Origin of the sequence: Streptococcus sp. A11 (assembly GCF_043674225.1) — a bacterium.
GTDB classification, from domain to species: Bacteria; Bacillota; Bacilli; order Lactobacillales; family Streptococcaceae; genus Streptococcus; species Streptococcus suis_V.
Window position 1 is genome coordinate 1 of sequence record NZ_JBIMJS010000026.1, and the last position, 15,377, is coordinate 15,377.

Annotated in this window: 15 protein-coding genes and 1 pseudogene; 5 read left to right on the plus strand and 11 right to left on the minus strand. The window is 42.9% G+C overall.

Features of this window, described 5'->3' with window-relative positions:
• The first annotated feature begins 150 nt into the window (after positions 1-150).
• Entirely contained in the window at positions 151-1,158 is a 1,008-nt protein-coding gene (locus ACHBIF_RS10955; protein WP_105110948.1) for a lactonase family protein, read from the plus strand.
• 60 nt (positions 1,159-1,218) lie between these two features.
• On the plus strand, positions 1,219-1,404 hold the full coding sequence (locus ACHBIF_RS10960) for a hypothetical protein (protein ID WP_105110949.1): 186 nt from the start codon (positions 1,219-1,221) through the stop codon (positions 1,402-1,404).
• 32 nt (positions 1,405-1,436) lie between these two features.
• On the opposite strand, the gene ACHBIF_RS10965 is transcribed toward ACHBIF_RS10960, so the two are convergent.
• Genes ACHBIF_RS10965 through ACHBIF_RS10975 form a run of 3 tightly spaced genes read right to left on the minus strand, consistent with a single transcriptional unit; the run spans position 1,437 to position 2,570 of the window.
• Positions 1,437-1,907, minus strand: a complete 471-nt coding sequence (locus tag ACHBIF_RS10965) for an HAD family hydrolase (protein ID WP_394720493.1) — start codon at positions 1,905-1,907, stop codon at positions 1,437-1,439.
• Positions 1,908-1,913: 6 nt separating this feature from the next.
• Entirely contained in the window at positions 1,914-2,078 is a 165-nt protein-coding gene (locus ACHBIF_RS10970; RefSeq protein WP_394720473.1) for a hypothetical protein, read from the minus strand.
• A gap of 51 nt (positions 2,079-2,129) precedes the next feature.
• Positions 2,130-2,570, minus strand: a complete 441-nt coding sequence (locus ACHBIF_RS10975) for an arsenate reductase ArsC (protein ID WP_394720475.1) — start codon at positions 2,568-2,570, stop codon at positions 2,130-2,132.
• Between the two features lie 585 nt (positions 2,571-3,155).
• On the opposite strand from ACHBIF_RS10975, the pseudogene ACHBIF_RS10980 reads away from it, so the two are divergent.
• Positions 3,156-4,635 (plus strand): annotated as a pseudogene (locus ACHBIF_RS10980) (IS1182 family transposase).
• On the opposite strand, the gene eno reads toward ACHBIF_RS10980, so the two are convergent.
• Complete coding sequence (eno, locus tag ACHBIF_RS10985) at positions 4,617-5,924, minus strand: surface-displayed alpha-enolase (RefSeq protein ID WP_099871461.1); 1,308 nt, start codon at positions 5,922-5,924, stop codon at positions 4,617-4,619. The pseudogene ACHBIF_RS10980 and the gene eno sit on opposite strands and share 19 nt — an antisense overlap.
• Positions 5,925-6,075: 151 nt before the next feature.
• Here eno and ACHBIF_RS10990 point away from each other — a divergent pair, with 151 nt between their 5' ends.
• Positions 6,076-6,525, plus strand: coding sequence for a DUF1694 domain-containing protein (locus ACHBIF_RS10990; RefSeq protein ID WP_125265791.1), 450 nt, complete (start codon positions 6,076-6,078; stop codon positions 6,523-6,525).
• Between the two features lie 50 nt (positions 6,526-6,575).
• Here the strand turns inward: ACHBIF_RS10990 and ACHBIF_RS10995 are convergent, their stop codons facing one another.
• The 5 genes from ACHBIF_RS10995 to ACHBIF_RS11015 all read right to left on the minus strand — a co-directional run bounded on the left by ACHBIF_RS10995 (position 6,576) and on the right by ACHBIF_RS11015 (position 11,072).
• Positions 6,576-7,109: a DUF6630 family protein gene (locus ACHBIF_RS10995; protein WP_394720478.1), complete on the minus strand. Its 534-nt coding sequence runs from the start codon at positions 7,107-7,109 to the stop codon at positions 6,576-6,578.
• Positions 7,110-7,121: 12 nt separating this feature from the next.
• The gene (locus ACHBIF_RS11000; protein ID WP_394720480.1) at positions 7,122-7,568 is read right to left on the minus strand and encodes a hypothetical protein; all 447 of its coding nucleotides are present in this window, start codon (positions 7,566-7,568) and stop codon (positions 7,122-7,124) included.
• Position 7,569: 1 nt separating this feature from the next.
• Positions 7,570-9,372: an oligoendopeptidase F gene (gene pepF / locus ACHBIF_RS11005; RefSeq protein ID WP_394720482.1), complete on the minus strand. Its 1,803-nt coding sequence runs from the start codon at positions 9,370-9,372 to the stop codon at positions 7,570-7,572.
• Positions 9,373-9,444: 72 nt separating this feature from the next.
• Positions 9,445-10,086 (minus strand): hypothetical protein, encoded by a 642-nt coding sequence (locus ACHBIF_RS11010; RefSeq protein ID WP_394720484.1) that lies wholly within the window; start codon positions 10,084-10,086, stop codon positions 9,445-9,447.
• A gap of 44 nt (positions 10,087-10,130) precedes the next feature.
• Positions 10,131-11,072 (minus strand): competence protein CoiA, encoded by a 942-nt coding sequence (locus ACHBIF_RS11015; protein ID WP_394720486.1) that lies wholly within the window; start codon positions 11,070-11,072, stop codon positions 10,131-10,133.
• Positions 11,073-11,132: 60 nt separating this feature from the next.
• Here ACHBIF_RS11015 and ACHBIF_RS11020 point away from each other — a divergent pair, with 60 nt between their 5' ends.
• Positions 11,133-11,699 (plus strand): GNAT family N-acetyltransferase, encoded by a 567-nt coding sequence (locus ACHBIF_RS11020; protein ID WP_394720488.1) that lies wholly within the window; start codon positions 11,133-11,135, stop codon positions 11,697-11,699.
• A gap of 30 nt (positions 11,700-11,729) precedes the next feature.
• On the opposite strand, the gene metG is transcribed toward ACHBIF_RS11020, so the two are convergent.
• Entirely contained in the window at positions 11,730-13,733 is a 2,004-nt protein-coding gene (gene metG, locus ACHBIF_RS11025) for a methionine--tRNA ligase (protein WP_394720490.1), read from the minus strand.
• 460 nt (positions 13,734-14,193) lie between these two features.
• On the minus strand, positions 14,194-15,231 hold the full coding sequence (locus ACHBIF_RS11030; RefSeq protein ID WP_105160675.1) for a hypothetical protein: 1,038 nt from the start codon (positions 15,229-15,231) through the stop codon (positions 14,194-14,196).
• Positions 15,232-15,377: the final 146 nt, after the last annotated feature.

Here is a 15,377-nt window from a genome sequence, read left to right on the forward strand (position 1 = left end):
CTAGCTCCTAGTAAAGCTTAACAAATGGATAACTTCAATTTCACCTTTCTGGTCTCACATCATTGACAAAGGTACAGAAATCATATCCAAGAAATTTTTTCATGCAGAATTGTGGTATAATTTAAACAATCACTAGATAAGGAGAAACAAATGAACATTTATTTCGGAACCTACACCAAAAGAGACTCAAAAGGGATTTATAAGGCTAACTTCAATCCTGAAACTGGCTCACTGGCTCAATTAGAATTGGTCGCTGAAGAGCCAAACCCAACTTACATTGCTTTCGATGCAGAGGGACGACTTTACTCCGTTGGCGCAGAAAACGGTCAGGGAGGGATTGCTGCCTTTACAGCTGATTTCCAACCACTCAACCATGTCGTTGAAGAAGGGGCTCCCCATTGTTATGTTGCAGTTGACGAAGAGCGCAATTTGGTCTATGGTGCCAATTACCATAAGGGACAGGTCTTGGTCTACAAACGTTTAGAAGACGGTTCTCTGGAATTGGCAGACCAGGCGCAACATGAAGGGTCTGGTCCTCATGAAAACCAAGCATCTCCTCATGTTCACTTTGCGGATTTGACACCAGATAAGTTATTGGTAACCTGCGATTTGGGAACGGACCAGGTCATCAGCTACAAGGTATCTGACCAAGGTAAATTGGAACAAGTAGGTAGCTATTCTTCTGCTCCTGGGGCAGGACCACGGCACATTGTCTTCCACCACCACGCAAAAATTGCCTATCTAATCTGCGAACTCAATTCGACCATTGAAGTTTTGATTTACGACGGTCTTGGTCAATTTGAACACATGCAGACCATCTCGACCCTGCCAGCTGACCACACTGGTTTCAACGGTACAGCTGCTGTTCGCATCAGTAAGGATGGGAAATTTGTCTACGGTTCTAACCGCGGTCACGACTCCATTGCTGTCTACAAGACCTTGGGTGATGCCAGCCTTGAGCTAGTGGAAATTGTCCCAACCAATGGCAAGACGCCACGTGATTTTGCCCTCAGCCCAGATGAAAAATTCCTGGTTGCGGTCCACCAAGACTCTGACAATGCGACTGTCTTTGCCCGTGATGAAGAGACAGGCCGATTAACAGAACTATCCTATGATTTCCTGGTTCCAGAAGCTGTCTGCGTGACCTTTCATCCATAATTCAAAATAATTGTGAAATCGCTCTATTTTTGGTTTAATAGACAAATAGGAGGTGAGATTATGAATCCAGTAGATTTGTTTAACGAAGTAAAAGACTTGATTGCCAACAAAGACTTTGACGGTGCAAAACAATTCATAGAAGAAAACAAAGACAACTTCGGCGAATACTTGGAGCAAGCAAAAGGCTTGTTGTCAGGTTCTGAAGGCGTTAACGGTCTTTTAGATAAAGTTAAAGGCTTGTTCTAATACATGTAAAAACTAGGCTGAGAATGTTCAGTCTAGTTTTTTGTTTGTTCAAACAAATTTGTTATCTCCTGCAATGAAGGAATTACCCAATCACTCTTCAATTTTTCATTTTCACTGGCATGCTTCCCAAAATCTGTCAGTATTCGTACAGTCCTCATTCCCAAAGATTTAGCAGGTAGAATATCATTATCATACCTATCACCAATATAGACAACTCTATCTGCAGGGATGTTTGCTTTTTGCAAGCCAAGTGTGAAAATAGTTGTATCTGGTTTAGATAGCCCAACCTCTTCAGAGAGGATGATGAGTTGAAAATAAGACTCAATTCCCCACTCTTTAAGCAGTTCTCTAATACTGCTAGACTGATTGGCCATAATCCCCAATCGATAGTTTTGTGATAACTTCTCTAGAGCATCTATTGTTTCAGGATACAGACTCACCCCCTCATTTGTCCATAAAGGACGTGGCTCGGTCGGTGCAAAATGGTTCCAAGTTGCTCGAATAGGGTCCTAGCCTTCCCGAGCAAACTCCTCCATCTTGCCACGATAAACAGAGACGGAAATGTCCATTCCAAGAGAGCCTAGCATTTTCACACACTCTTCCGTGTACTCACGATAGGCTAACTCTTCATCCAGCAATGTAGAACCCAAATCAAAAAATATCCATTTTATCACTCTGTTCACTCATTTCTATTTTTCATTGACAAATAACAGATGAATTCCTATTTACACTATCGCACCTTGTTTGTTACTTAAGCTTCGGTTGCTATTTTCTAAAATAGTCACCAGTTGCTGCAATTTTTCTTCAATTTGATGCATGGTAGCAAGGAAAACTTGATCACTCTGGCCACTCGGGTCGTCCAGTCCCCAATCTTCTCGATATTGACAAGGAAGATAGGGACAATCAACATTGCAGCCCATGGTAATAACAATATCAACCGCCGGCAATTCATCAATTAACTTGGAATACTGTGTTTCCTCCATATCAATCTGGTACTGTCTCTTCATTAAACGAACCGCATCTTGATTGATTTGCGGTTTGGTTTCAGTCCCTGCCGAGTAGGCATCGAAAACATGTGCATAGTTCGCCTTAGCTAAGGCCTCCGCAATCTGACTGCGACATAAATTATGTACACAAACAAATGCAACTTTGGTTTTTTCTTTCATTCATCTCCTCCTTTTATCGTCAACTAACAAGTATTTCAATTACCTATTTTAACCTGCTTTTCTTAGATATTATACAATTTCTCGTTCTATTTGTACAATATCGGAGATAGGTACCACAATCACCAACATAAGATAATCAAGACTGTAAATACAACCAACAATGTTGCCATAAAAATTCCATGTAAAATAGTGACCCTTATTTGCCCCACTTTACAAAAATCCTCCCAATTAAATCAGAGGGCATCTTCATATCCTTAAAACCTTGCTAGTTCGAGAGCCATAGGGATAAGTTGTACACTGCACGACAAAAAACAAGTCCAGATAATTCCGAACTTGTTTCCACTATAACCCTAGCTATCCTAGTTCGGGGATAAATTAGTACAGTGTACTACGAAAAACAAGTCTGGAAATTTCCAGACTTGTTTTTATTATAACCCTCGCTATGCTAGCTCGGGGATAAAACAGTCTCCCAGACTGTTCAGACTGAAGACAAAGTCGTTAGAATTGTATTTCTAACGGCTTTTTCATATGTAAAGTAGTATAATAGAGTTAGGAATAAAGAGAACGCTTAGAAGGAGAATCGCTATGTTACACAAAGAAAACTCAGACTACAATCGCGGTCAATTTGGTTTCTACAGTTTAGATGACCTTGTTCCTCAAAATCATCTCCTTCGTCAAATAGAGGAAGCTATTGACTTTTCCTTTATCTATGACTTAGTCGCAGATAGCTATAGCGATGAAACAGGGCGTCCTAGTCTTGACCCTGTTCTGCTCATTAAAATTCCAATCCTTCAGTGTCTCTTCGGCATTCGTTCCATGCGCCAAACCATTAAGGAAATTGAAGTGAACACTGCCTACCGTTGGTTTCTTGGTCTTCGACTGGATGATAAGGTGCCTCATTTCACTACTTACGGAAAGAACTATGTCCGTCGTTTCCAAGATAGACAGGTTATTGAAGGCATTTTCACCCATATCTTAGGTCTATGTGTCAATGCAGGCTTCATAGATCCAACAGAAATTTTCATTGATGGTACTCATATCAAGGCTGCAGCGAATAATCGTAAATTCATCAATCGTGAAGTTGAAAAGCAAGCCAAGTTTATGAGTGACCAGCTAGAGATTGAAATTAACAGGGATAGAGAAAAGCACGCAAAAAAGCCGCTAGGGCTCGCAAAAGAGGAGGGGCCCGTCACTAAGAAAATTTCTACAACTGACCCTGAAAGTGGTTGGTTTCATAAGGGAGATCATAAAGAAGTGTTCGCTTATACAGCTCAAGTTGCTTGTGACAAGCATGGTTGGGCTCTGGCTTATAGTGTGGAGGCTGGCAATGTCCATGACAGTCAGGCCTTTCCTGCACTCTTCGCCAAGCTCCAGCCCTTTCAACTTAGCTTTCTCGTTGCCGATTCTGGCTATAAGACCCCAAGTATCGCTCGCTTCCTCCTAGAACAAGAGATTACTCCTGTCCTTCCCTACACCCGTCCCCGTGGGAAGAAGGGACAACTTCGTCCTAAAGATTTTGTCTATGACGAACACTTCGATTGTATCCTGTGTCCTGAACATCAGGCCTTGACCTATCGCACGACTACCCGAGAAGGCTACCGAGAATACAAAAGTGATCCTGCAATTTGTGCCAACTGTCCCCTATTATCAGTATGTACGACCAGTAAGAACCATCAAAAAGTTGTCACACGGCATATTTGGAAGGAGTATTTGGAACAGAGCGAGGATATTCGTCATCAAAGAGGGATGAAGGAGCTCTACCAACATCGGAAAGAGACGATTGAACGGCTATTTGGCACAGCCAAGGAATACCATAATCTGCGCTACACGAGAGAAAAAGGCAAGTCCAAAATGGAGGATAAGATTGGACTGACTTTGGCGTGCTTAAATCTCAAGAAATTGGTAAAAATGAGGGCAGGGAAGCCTTTTTATATTGTACAAATAGCCACGATTCTGGCAAAAAGACCGACTATCAGACCAATAAACAGAAAAAGACAAACGCCTCTTAAGTGTTTGTCTTCAATCTGAACAGTCTCCCAGACTGTTTTATTTTTTCAAATTATAGAATGAGTTCAAGCCTTTGTAGACTGCAACTTCACCCAATTGATCTTCGATACGAAGCAATTGGTTGTATTTAGCGATACGGTCTGTACGTGACAATGAACCTGTCTTGATTTGGCCAGCGTTAGTTGCAACTGCGATGTCAGCGATTGTTGAATCTTCAGTTTCACCTGAACGGTGTGATACAACGGCAGTGTAGCCAGCTTCTTTAGCCATTTCGATAGCTTCGAATGTTTCAGTAAGAGTACCGATTTGGTTAACTTTGATAAGGATTGAGTTAGCAGCACCTTCTTTGATACCACGTGCAAGGTAGTCAGTGTTTGTTACGAAGAAGTCGTCACCAACCAATTGAACGCGTTTGCCAAGACGCTCAGTAAGAGCTTTCCAGCCATCCCAGTCGTTTTCATCCATACCATCTTCGATAGTGATGATTGGGTATTTGTTAACCAATTCTTCAAGGTAGTCGATTTGCTCTGCAGATGTACGAACAGCAGCGCCTTCACCTTCGAATTTAGTGTAGTCGTAAACTTTACGCTCTTTGTCGTAGAATTCAGATGACGCACAGTCGAAACCGATCATGATGCCGTTTTCACCAGCTTCGTAACCAGCAGCTTCGATCGCTTCGATGATTGTTTCAACACCGTCTTCAGTTCCTTCAAACTTAGGAGCGAAACCACCTTCGTCACCAACAGCTGTTACCAAACCACGAGCTTTCAAGATTTTCTTCAAAGCGTGGAATACTTCAGCACCCCAACGAAGACCTTCTTTGAATGAAGGAGCGCCAACTGGCAAGATCATGAATTCTTGGAAAGCGATTGGAGCGTCTGAGTGAGAACCACCGTTGATGATGTTCATCATTGGAGTTGGCAATACTTTAGTGTTAAATCCGCCAAGGTAAGTGTAAAGTGGCACTTCAAGGTAGTCAGCAGCTGCACGCGCAACAGCGATAGAAACACCGAGGATTGCGTTTGCACCCAATTTACCTTTGTTAGGAGTACCGTCAAGAGCGATCATAGCGCGGTCGATAGCTTGTTGATCACGAACGTCGTAACCGATGATAGCGTCAGCAATCACGTTATTTACGTTGTCAACAGCTTTTTGAGTACCAAGACCAAGGTAACGAGACTTGTCACCATCGCGAAGCTCAACTGCTTCGTGCTCACCTGTAGAAGCTCCTGAAGGAACCATACCACGTCCGAAAGCACCTGATTCAGTATAAACTTCAACTTCAAGTGTAGGGTTACCGCGTGAGTCAAGGACTTCGCGAGCGTAAACATCAGTAATAATTGACATTATATTACTCTCCTTATGAGTTTAAAATTGTTACAAAGCTATCATACCTTAAAAGCAGGGATTTTTCAAGAAAAAATAGGTTATTTTGCTGAAAGAAATGATGTAAGCGTCTTCCTTGGCGAACTTTTTCAACTATGTTATACTAATCAACATGACTGATTTACATTCTACCATTTTACAAAAATCATCTGGCGAGACCAGACTGGACCCTGACCAACAGCGTAAATACATGGGAACCTTCCGCGAACGGGTGGTCCTCATTCTCAATTTTGAAGAGGCCAATCATCCTGATCTGGCAAAGAACTTTGCTTCTATCTGCCAAAAACTCCTGTCAGAAACCAGTCCTCTTTTTCTCAAGTTGTCCCCTTCCCTGTCCGATAGCCTGCAAATCGCATTGATGAAAATTGCTCAGCAGGGTAGCATCACAGCCAGCATTATCGATGAGAAAGTTGGCGCTTCTCCTTATGCTCTCCTATTCCACACGGACCATGCTGTCGATAAGGAGGATATTGCATTCGCAGCAAACTTTCCAGAATGGATGACAAAAACAGAAAAAAAGGAAGATACAAAACCTTCCTTCTGGAAAAAATTATTTGGGTAAGCAAGGCTTGCCCTTTTTATTCCCCAAAATAACACATTCATACTCAATGATTAGGCAATTACAATATCAAGTCCTTGTGCCAGCTGCTGCAACCGGGCTACTTTTTCAATCTGATTAAAGAAAACATAAAACTTGTCTTCTGTAATTGACAGCAAGCCCGCAGCCAAGCCTTCAGCTTCAAACTTGGTATTGATCGTTACGAGCCACTGGGCAAGATTGGCGCCTGGATTGAGTCCATCCGGATCCAATTTTAGTAAAATACCTGCAGCACGTACCTGTTTGAGCTGATCGAAACCATTGATAAAATCCGTCAAGTCAACTTCTATATCACAAGGGAAAATATAGTCCTGCTTGGTTAACAGCGTGACTAAAATCAACCATAAATTGTCTTTTTCTGACTCCGTCACCTGGTCCAAAAATTGGTCAAACCCCTCAGCTGACAAATAGGATTCGAACATATTCAAAATATGATTGGGATCCGTTGCAAAAACTGCCTCTTTCAACTGTGCGAACAGGTCTCTGTCGCTATTTGACAGGATTTCAGCTATTTCAAAAATATCCTGCAATTGATTTTCTGTTAGCATGCTTCCTCCTTCTTAATTCGTAGGAAAATCCCACTGGACATAGGGAGCGACTTCTTGCACAAAATGGTAAATGTCGTTAAAGTCCGCTCCAGCCAGGGCATTCAAATTCACTTCAACTAACAAATTTCCTGTATTTCCAACAATCCTCAGCTTACGCGACAAAAAATCCCGATAAATTGGCCGCACTATATAGCGCATCTCTCCAATTTCTTCCATTGAAAAATGCTGGCGTGGTGAGCCGATTTTTTCCTGAAAGTCCAAGCCTTCAGCTGTTAAGAGAAAGACTTCACCCTGCTGGCGCAAGACATACGCATAGATAGCCGATAGGATAGCGACCAGGAGAAAGACAAGTCCTAGTCCAACTGCAGGTTCTGGTTTGGTCATCACACCGATGCCAATCAGCGCCGCAAGGTTAGAACTGACAAGCGGATAGACTAAAGATCGTTTGTAGGAAATCATCTTATAGGTGCACACCTTTCTCAACGAGAGCTTCCAACTCTGTCAAGCGGGCTTCAAAGACCTTGAAGGCATCGTTGAGATAGTCTTCCTTGGTCATATCCACGCCAGCTTTTGCAATGACATTGAGTGGATAATCAGAGCTACCAGCCTTGAGGTAGTTGAGGTAGTTTTCCTTGTCCTCTGGGCTACCATTGACAATCTTGTCTGCCAAAGCAGACGCTGCCGCAAAGCCAGTTGAATATTGGTAAACATAGAAATTGTAATAGAAATGTGGAATACGAGCCCACTCGTACTGAATCAGTGGATTTTCTTCCGCAGACAAGCCGTAATACTTCTCGTTAAGTTCCCCGTAGAGCTGGTTGAGGAAGTCTGCTGTCAAGACCTGACCTTCTTGGTCTGCTTTGTAAATGGCCTGCTCAAACTCAGCAAACTGGGTTTGACGGAAGACCGTTCCACGGAAGCCGTCGAGGTAGTGATTGAGAATAGCAAAGCGGGTCTTGTCGTCTTCCACTTCTGCCAAGAGCTTCTCTGTCAAGAGATTTTCGTTGGTTGTTGACGCAATCTCAGCCAAGAAAATCGAATAGTGACCATAGACATAGGGCTGATTCTGACGAGTCAACATCGAATGAAGTGAATGCCCTGTTTCGTGAATCAGGGTGTACATATTGTCCAAATTGTCCTGCCAGTTGAGGAGCATGAAGGCGTTGGTGTCGTAAGCACCACCTGAATAGGCTCCTGAACGCTTGCCTTCGTTGACATGGACATCAATCCAGCGGTTTTCAAAGGCTTCTTTGACAATGGCCGCGTACTCATCACCAAAGATATCCAAGGTATCGACACAAGTAGCCAAGGCCTCCTCATAGGCGACTTTTGTATCTGTGCTCGAAAGCGGTGTGTACATATCGTACATCTTAAGGTCGTCAATACCCAAGAGTTTCTTACGCAAATTGATGTAGCGGTGCAAGAGCGGGAGGTGCTTGTTGACTGCTGACACTAATGTATCGTAAACAGACTCTGGGATAAAGTTGGCAGAAAGTGCTGCGTGACGGGCTGAATCGTACTTCCGCAAACGAGCTTTCAGGTTATTGACCTTAACGTTAGACTGAAGGGTCTTGGCATAGGTATGCTGGAACTGTTCGTAGGTTTCGTAGAGTGCCTCATAGGCCTCTTGACGCACTTCGCGGTTTTTGGACTCCATAAAGGAGATGTAGTTGCCATGAGAAAGGGGCACCAACTTGCCGTCCTCGTCTGCGATTTCTGGGAAACGCAGGCTGGCATTATCCAAGACAGAGAAGGTTTCAGACGGAGCATCGAAAATCTCACTGGTCGCCGCAAGAACTTCTTCTATTTCCTGTGACAAGATGTGGTCCTTGGCTGCCAAGAGTTTTTCAAATTGGTGGCTGTACTGAGTAAGAGCTGGCTCTTCTGCCTTGAAAGCTTCCAGTTGCTCCTCAGTAATGGCCATAAATTCTGGCTCATAGAAGGCAAAAGCTTGTGAAAAAGCAGAATAAAGCCCCATAGCTTTAGCTTGAAATTCCTGGTATTTTCCTTCGCGAGTATCTTGGTCGTTTTTCATAGACGCATAGACATAGAGTTTTTCAATGCGACGCATAAGACCGAGTTGCGTTTCACTGATTTCCAAAAGGCTTTTAGCAGAGTCGAGCAAGTGACCTGCAAATTCTTTTGTTTTTTCAGTTTCAGCTTGTAAATCTGCAAGTTCTGCTTCCCAGGCTTCATCTGTTGGGAAAATAGTGGTCAAATCCCACTGGTATTTTTCTTCAATTTCATGACGTTGTTTAGACATAATAAATCCTCCGTTCCTATTATTTTACCACAAAAAAGCCTCGCTTTCCATTGAAAAGTGAGGGCTTACAACCTACTCATCAGTAGTAAAGTAGGTCTTGGCATCTGCTACTGCTTCCTTGACAAATCTGTCATAGAATGCAAGATTGGGGATACCATATTTATTTAACAAATCGTCAACGTAACTGCTTCCTTCAGCATCTTTAATATTTCCTTTTTTCTCCTGGTCATCATACTGGTGGGTGAAATTTCCTTGTAAATCAATGAGGAGGGCGCCATCATTTGCAAAAGAAATAGAATAGCCACTGTCTACAAAATACTGTCCGACCTGTCCCTTAGCTGCACTTGCTTTGTCTTCGCCTTCGTATTCATCTGTCGCTACAGTATAATCACCACTTTCAATGAAATAGGTTACCTTACAACCACTTGGATAGGAAAGCATAAAATATTCCCCTACGGTTGTTTCGGAGACATGGACATACTCTGTTCCATCATCAAAGGTAATGCTGGTACCTCCACTTTCCGCTACTTCCTTAGAGACTACTTTCTGACTATGTTTGGAGGTAAACTTCTGTACTTCATCCTCATTGATTGTTTGCACTTGCTGACTAGAGGCAGTGCTTGTTTGCCCTTCCTCATACCTGACAGCACAAGCTGATAAGCAAGCTATTAGCAGTAAAGAGGCACTTACTAAGGTAAAACGGCTGAATTTCATACCACGAACCCCCTTACAAACCTTTTCATTTATTATATCATTATTTACATAAGTTGTCTATACATTATAGGTGGATACAGGACTTGTTTTTCCTTGTCTTGCATTTTGTCATAAAACTTATCAAAAGCTAGATAGATTGGTGTCAGATCTTGTTTGATTTGGGCAAAGCCAATGGCAGAGCGGGGCAGACGGATTTGGGGATAGAAGTCTTCCAAGGACTGACTGAGCAAGTTTTTTCCTTGCTGATAGGCCTCCGCCTGTAAGTTCATCCACTTGGGAGTACGGTAATAGAGTTGTTTAGCAACATAGTCTAGCAAGCCCTGATCACACGAACAAGTGAAATATGACAAGGATTGCTTAGCAAATGGTGACCGAAGAACAGACAGCAAATCTCCCTGACCAAAAGGAAAGACCTTGGTCAGACAATGAACCTTGCCCCGCAAGTCTTCATGAATGAGGTAACGAAGTCTTAACTCATTCTTCTCATCATCTAACTCCCACAGATGAAAACCCATGTTCATACTAAAGGAGAGAAATTGCTTGTGCAAATTGGTCAGTCGTCCCTTGAGCCACAAATCCTTGCCAAGCAACCAAACAACCTGATAACCTGCAACATGATAGGCTATTGTTCTCGCCTGCAAACGAGTAATGGGGAGGCTAGAACATTGAACTTCCAAGGCCAGACTATTATTGACCAATAAATCAGCGACCTGGCCAATCTTTGGCAGGCATTTTTCAAGTTCAACCAGTTCGTTTTTAGCCAACCAGTTATAGAGACTGGACTTAAGTGACAGGTGCTGGGCGGACTCATTCTCGGAGAAGTAACTACAATCCCGCAGGGAAACATGGGCAAAGTGCGAACGCAGAACCTTTCCGGACTTGTATCGGACCAGGCCTCCACAACCCGGACAAGTAAAACTGCCTTGCGGCGCAGGATTTTCCAAGACATTAAAAACTTGTCCATCTTCATCAAGTGCAACTAACATAAAACCTCCTCTCTTTATTAGTTCGCAAGTTGTGGTAAAATGATGAAAAGGAGATGGAAAATGACCAAAAATATTATCAAATGGGAAAAGGATGGCTTCATTCTGCAGTCCTTTCAAGTGGGCTTTGCAGAGAAATACTATGAGGACTGTTTTACCAAGCCTTCCGTTGAAATTTATCGTTTGACAGGGAGCTCGGGAACTTACACTAAAGATGACGTTATCAACTTCTACAATCGGATTATGGCTGACCCTGATCGGTTTGATTTTATCTTGATTGCACCTGACGGAACCTTTATCGGTGAGTCGGTCATCAATGAACTAGATAGGGAGAATAACTCCGCTAACTTTCGGATTGTTATCTTTGACGAGGACTATTTGGACCGTGGTTTGGGCTCTTGGGCAGTCGAGAAAACCAGAGATTTCGCTTTTGAGCAGGTTGGCTTACATCGCTTGGAATTGGAAGTTTTTTCCTTCAACCCGCGTGCCAAGCGTGCCTATGAAAAAGCAGGTTTTCGTTTAGAAGGTATCAAGCGTGACAGCCATAAGACAGCAGACGGTTATGCCGATACCCTCATTATGTCCATTCTAGAAAAGGAATGGAAAGTACTCAAAAAACCAGCCGACTAGGGCTGGTTTTTGTGTCTTGTCTCTGCAAACTTACCCAATCTGACTGCCGTTTGGCACAGATGGATCTACTGTTAAAAGTGTCAAATTGCCGTCGTGTTCGGCTGAGAGGATCATACCCTGGCTGAGCAAGCCCATCATCTTACGTGGCTTGAGGTTGGCAACGATTTGAACTTTCTTACCGACCAACTCCTGCTCATTTGGATAGTACTTGGCAATACCAGACAGGATTTGGCGGTCCTGACCGTCACCAGCATCTAGACGGAACTTAAGCAACTTGTCAGATCCCTCCACCTTGGCTACTTCCTTGACTTCGGCCACGCGGATTTCAACCGCATCAAAGTCCTCGAACTTGATGGCTGCTTTCTCGTTTTTGAGCTCCACGTCAGCTGGGTTCCACTCTTTTTCTTCCTCTTGGGAAATAGCAGAGCTGCCACCCATTTGAGCTTGGATATAGGCGATTTCCTCTTCCATATCCAGACGTGGGAAGATAGGCGTTCCTTTTGCGACCACTGTCAAACCAGCTGGAAGTCCTGCAAAGTCAAGATTTTCAAGATTAAATACTGTTCCCAAACCAAGCTGTTCCATAATAGCATTAGACGTCGTCATCATGAATGGCTGAATGAGGTGAGCCACCACACGAAGACCGGCTGTCAAGTGAGCCATAACTGCTGCCAACTTGTCGCGGTCCGCTTCGTCCTTAGCCAAGACCCACGGTGCTGTTTCATCGATGTACTTGTTGGTACGGGAGATGATATTCCAGACCGCTTCCAAGGCGCGTGGATAGTCAACTGCTTCCATATACTTGTGGTAGCTTGACAAGTTTTCAGCTACGACTGCTGCCAAGTCCGCATCAAAGTCCGTCACGTTAGCCACAAAAGTTGGCACCTGACCACCGAAATACTTGTTAATCATGGCAACGGTACGGTTGAGTAGGTTTCCAAGGTCATTGGCCAATTCGTAGTTAATACGACCAACGTAATCTTCTGGTGTAAAGGTGCCGTCAGAACCAACTGGCAGACTACGCATGAGATAGTAACGCAGTGGATCCAAGCCGAAACGCTCAACCAACATTTCTGGATAGACCACATTACCCTTAGACTTGGACATCTTGCCATCTTTCATGACAAACCAACCATGAGCGACCAATCGGTCTGGCAACTTCATGTCCAACATCATGAGCATGATTGGCCAGTAAATGGAGTGGAAACGAAGAATGTCCTTACCAACCATGTGGTAAACTGTTCCATTCCAGAAGGTGTCGTAGTTGGCTGTTTCTTCCTGACCATAACCCAAGGCAGTTGCGTAGTTGAGTAGGGCATCAATCCAAACATAGACAACGTGCTTTGGATTGGACGGTACAGGTACACCCCAGGTAAATGAAGTACGCGATACGGCCAAATCTTCCAAGCCTGGCTCGATGAAGTTTTTCATGATTTCATTGAGGCGGCCGTCTGGCTGGATAAAGTCTGGGTGAGCATTGAAGAACTCAACCAATTTATCCTGATACTTGCTGAGGCGGAGGAAGTAGGATTCCTCTGAAACCCAGGCAACCTCGTGACCGCTGGGAGCGATACCGCCTGTTACCTTGCCGTTTTCATCTCGGAAGACCTCTTCTAATTGGCTCTCGGTGAAGAATTCCTCGTCCGATACGGAGTACCAACCAGAATACTCTCCCAAGTAAATATCGTCCTGCGCCAGCAATTTTTCAAAAACAGCCGCCACCACTTCCTCGTGGTAATCGTCGGTCGTGCGAATGAACTTGTCGTAAGAGATATCTAGCAAGTTCCAGAGTTCCTTAACACCAACCGCCATGCCGTCAACGTAGGCTTGCGGTGTCAAACCAGCCTCTTTGGCCTTCTCCTCAATCTTCTGCCCGTGCTCATCAAGCCCTGTCAGATAGAAAACCTCGTGGCCCATAAGACGCTTGTAGCGAGCCAAGACATCACAGGCAATGGTCGTGTAGGCCGAACCAATATGAAGCTTTCCAGACGGGTAATAAATGGGTGTGGTAATGTAAAACGGTGTTTTTGTCATGTTTTTTTCCTTTCCGCGCTAATGGAACGCGTTTTTGATACCAACCAATTATACCACAATTTGATATCAGAAAAAAGACCAAGCAACTGGTCTTTAAAAGTTTTAGTTCCTATGTATCAATCTACTTTTTACTCCAATTTCTTGAGTGGATAGTGTTCTGATATATTTGTTAAGGTAAATTTATATCTAGGACATTTACCTTAGAATTTATTCCTTTCATGTATAAATCATGTCTAATTCGATTAAGACTGTGAGAGAATTACAAAGTATCGGAGTAAATTAAAATATACAGTGTAAAATTTTACGACTGCTCCTCCATATCATACTAACTACCTAATCTTAAGAAAATGCTGCTTAAATGATTTCAATTGCTATAACTTTCTGTTTTTTCAAAGAAACACGAAAACAGCAACGTTTAATCTAGCATCAGAGGACCTTCATGGAGAATACACTCTTTTCTTTAATAGCCTATCTCAACCAACTCAATAGCCTGTAACCTATCCTCTTGGTAGCTAACTTTACAAATGAGATAAAACTCTGGAAATTCTATCGCCTGAGTATCATATAGAAATAAATCAGCCTCAAAATCGCTGGCCGTGACGTTTAAAATTGATATCTCCGTCTCCTCAAAGGGAATGGTATGGAAGGCAGTCAGTTCTTGGTCATTAAGGAAATTTTGAATCTCTTGGTGAAACTCTTTCCAACTTTTCTGAGAGGTGTCAAATCTCTTAAAAGCATCGGCATATTTCCCTTTTTGAAAATCTACATAAATCGTCCTGAGACGCTTTTTTAACTCCTTATCGAGTTCTGGAGATAGACGTTGCAAATCATCAGAAGTCTCTTTTTTCTTTTTTGGGAATAAGGTAGCAAATAGTTTTATAAGTACTATCAGGATGACTCCCTCAATCATGCTCAATAATAATGGAATCAGCCCCATCAGTAATAGTTTTACTGATGTAGTCCAGCTATCAAAGTATCCCAAGGCTAGTAGCCCAACAACAGCGATGATAAATGGCCAATTTTTTTCATGCTTGACTTTCTTGGTGTAAATCATTGACTGTTTCTTAGCTAGTTCTCTATAATAGGCATTTTCAAAATTTGTTGTCGCCCAAGTTTTGAAAAACAAATTGTAATATATAGCTCCAAAAAGTGGGGAAATCGTAAAGAACATAGCAATATTTACAAGCCACTCAGGCCATCCCTCTCCCTTTGTAATGAAAAAAAGAACCAAGGAAATAAGACCGATGAATAGAGAAAGAGCAATCGAGGGGCTTTGTAGGGCCTCCCAAAAGGCCCAAAACCTCAATTTTCTGGTATATTTACTTTGTACTTCGCTACTAATACGCGCGCCCATAGCCAGATAGTAATCCTCAAAGGATGGATAGGAGGTCTTGCTCCCGTGCGTAACGCCATGAACATTTCCCTCCCGATCAAAATAAGACAGGGAGCCAGAAATATCTGCTAAGTGCTCATCGATAATTGTTGTGATAAAAGACATGATAAACTCTTTTCTAATAAGATGTCGAATAGCAACTACAATTCCAGTTTTCTTGCTATTTTTCCCATTTTACGAAAGTTCTATAATGAAGTTAGCCACCTTACCTTAGCCAAGAATTAGATGTTTCACTATATGTGAGTAAGTTG

Excerpts from the sequence above, each read along its gene's own strand:
- ACHBIF_RS10955 (WP_105110948.1), top strand. The coding sequence starts at position 151 with ATGAACATTTATTTCGGAACCTACACCAAAAGAGACTCAAAAGGGATT.
- ACHBIF_RS10960 (WP_105110949.1), top strand. The coding sequence starts at position 1,219 with ATGAATCCAGTAGATTTGTTTAACGAAGTAAAAGACTTGATTGCCAAC.
- ACHBIF_RS10975 (WP_394720475.1), bottom strand. The coding sequence starts at position 2,570 with ATGAAAGAAAAAACCAAAGTTGCATTTGTTTGTGTACATAATTTATGT.
- eno (WP_099871461.1), bottom strand. The coding sequence starts at position 5,924 with ATGTCAATTATTACTGATGTTTACGCTCGCGAAGTCCTTGACTCACGC.
- ACHBIF_RS10990 (WP_125265791.1), top strand. The coding sequence starts at position 6,076 with ATGACTGATTTACATTCTACCATTTTACAAAAATCATCTGGCGAGACC.
- ACHBIF_RS10995 (WP_394720478.1), bottom strand. The coding sequence starts at position 7,109 with ATGCTAACAGAAAATCAATTGCAGGATATTTTTGAAATAGCTGAAATC.
- ACHBIF_RS11000 (WP_394720480.1), bottom strand. The coding sequence starts at position 7,568 with ATGATTTCCTACAAACGATCTTTAGTCTATCCGCTTGTCAGTTCTAAC.
- pepF (WP_394720482.1), bottom strand. The coding sequence starts at position 9,372 with ATGTCTAAACAACGTCATGAAATTGAAGAAAAATACCAGTGGGATTTG.
- ACHBIF_RS11010 (WP_394720484.1), bottom strand. The coding sequence starts at position 10,086 with ATGAAATTCAGCCGTTTTACCTTAGTAAGTGCCTCTTTACTGCTAATA.
- ACHBIF_RS11015 (WP_394720486.1), bottom strand. The coding sequence starts at position 11,072 with ATGTTAGTTGCACTTGATGAAGATGGACAAGTTTTTAATGTCTTGGAA.
- ACHBIF_RS11020 (WP_394720488.1), top strand. The coding sequence starts at position 11,133 with ATGACCAAAAATATTATCAAATGGGAAAAGGATGGCTTCATTCTGCAG.
- metG (WP_394720490.1), bottom strand. The coding sequence starts at position 13,733 with ATGACAAAAACACCGTTTTACATTACCACACCCATTTATTACCCGTCT.
- ACHBIF_RS11030 (WP_105160675.1), bottom strand. The coding sequence starts at position 15,231 with ATGTCTTTTATCACAACAATTATCGATGAGCACTTAGCAGATATTTCT.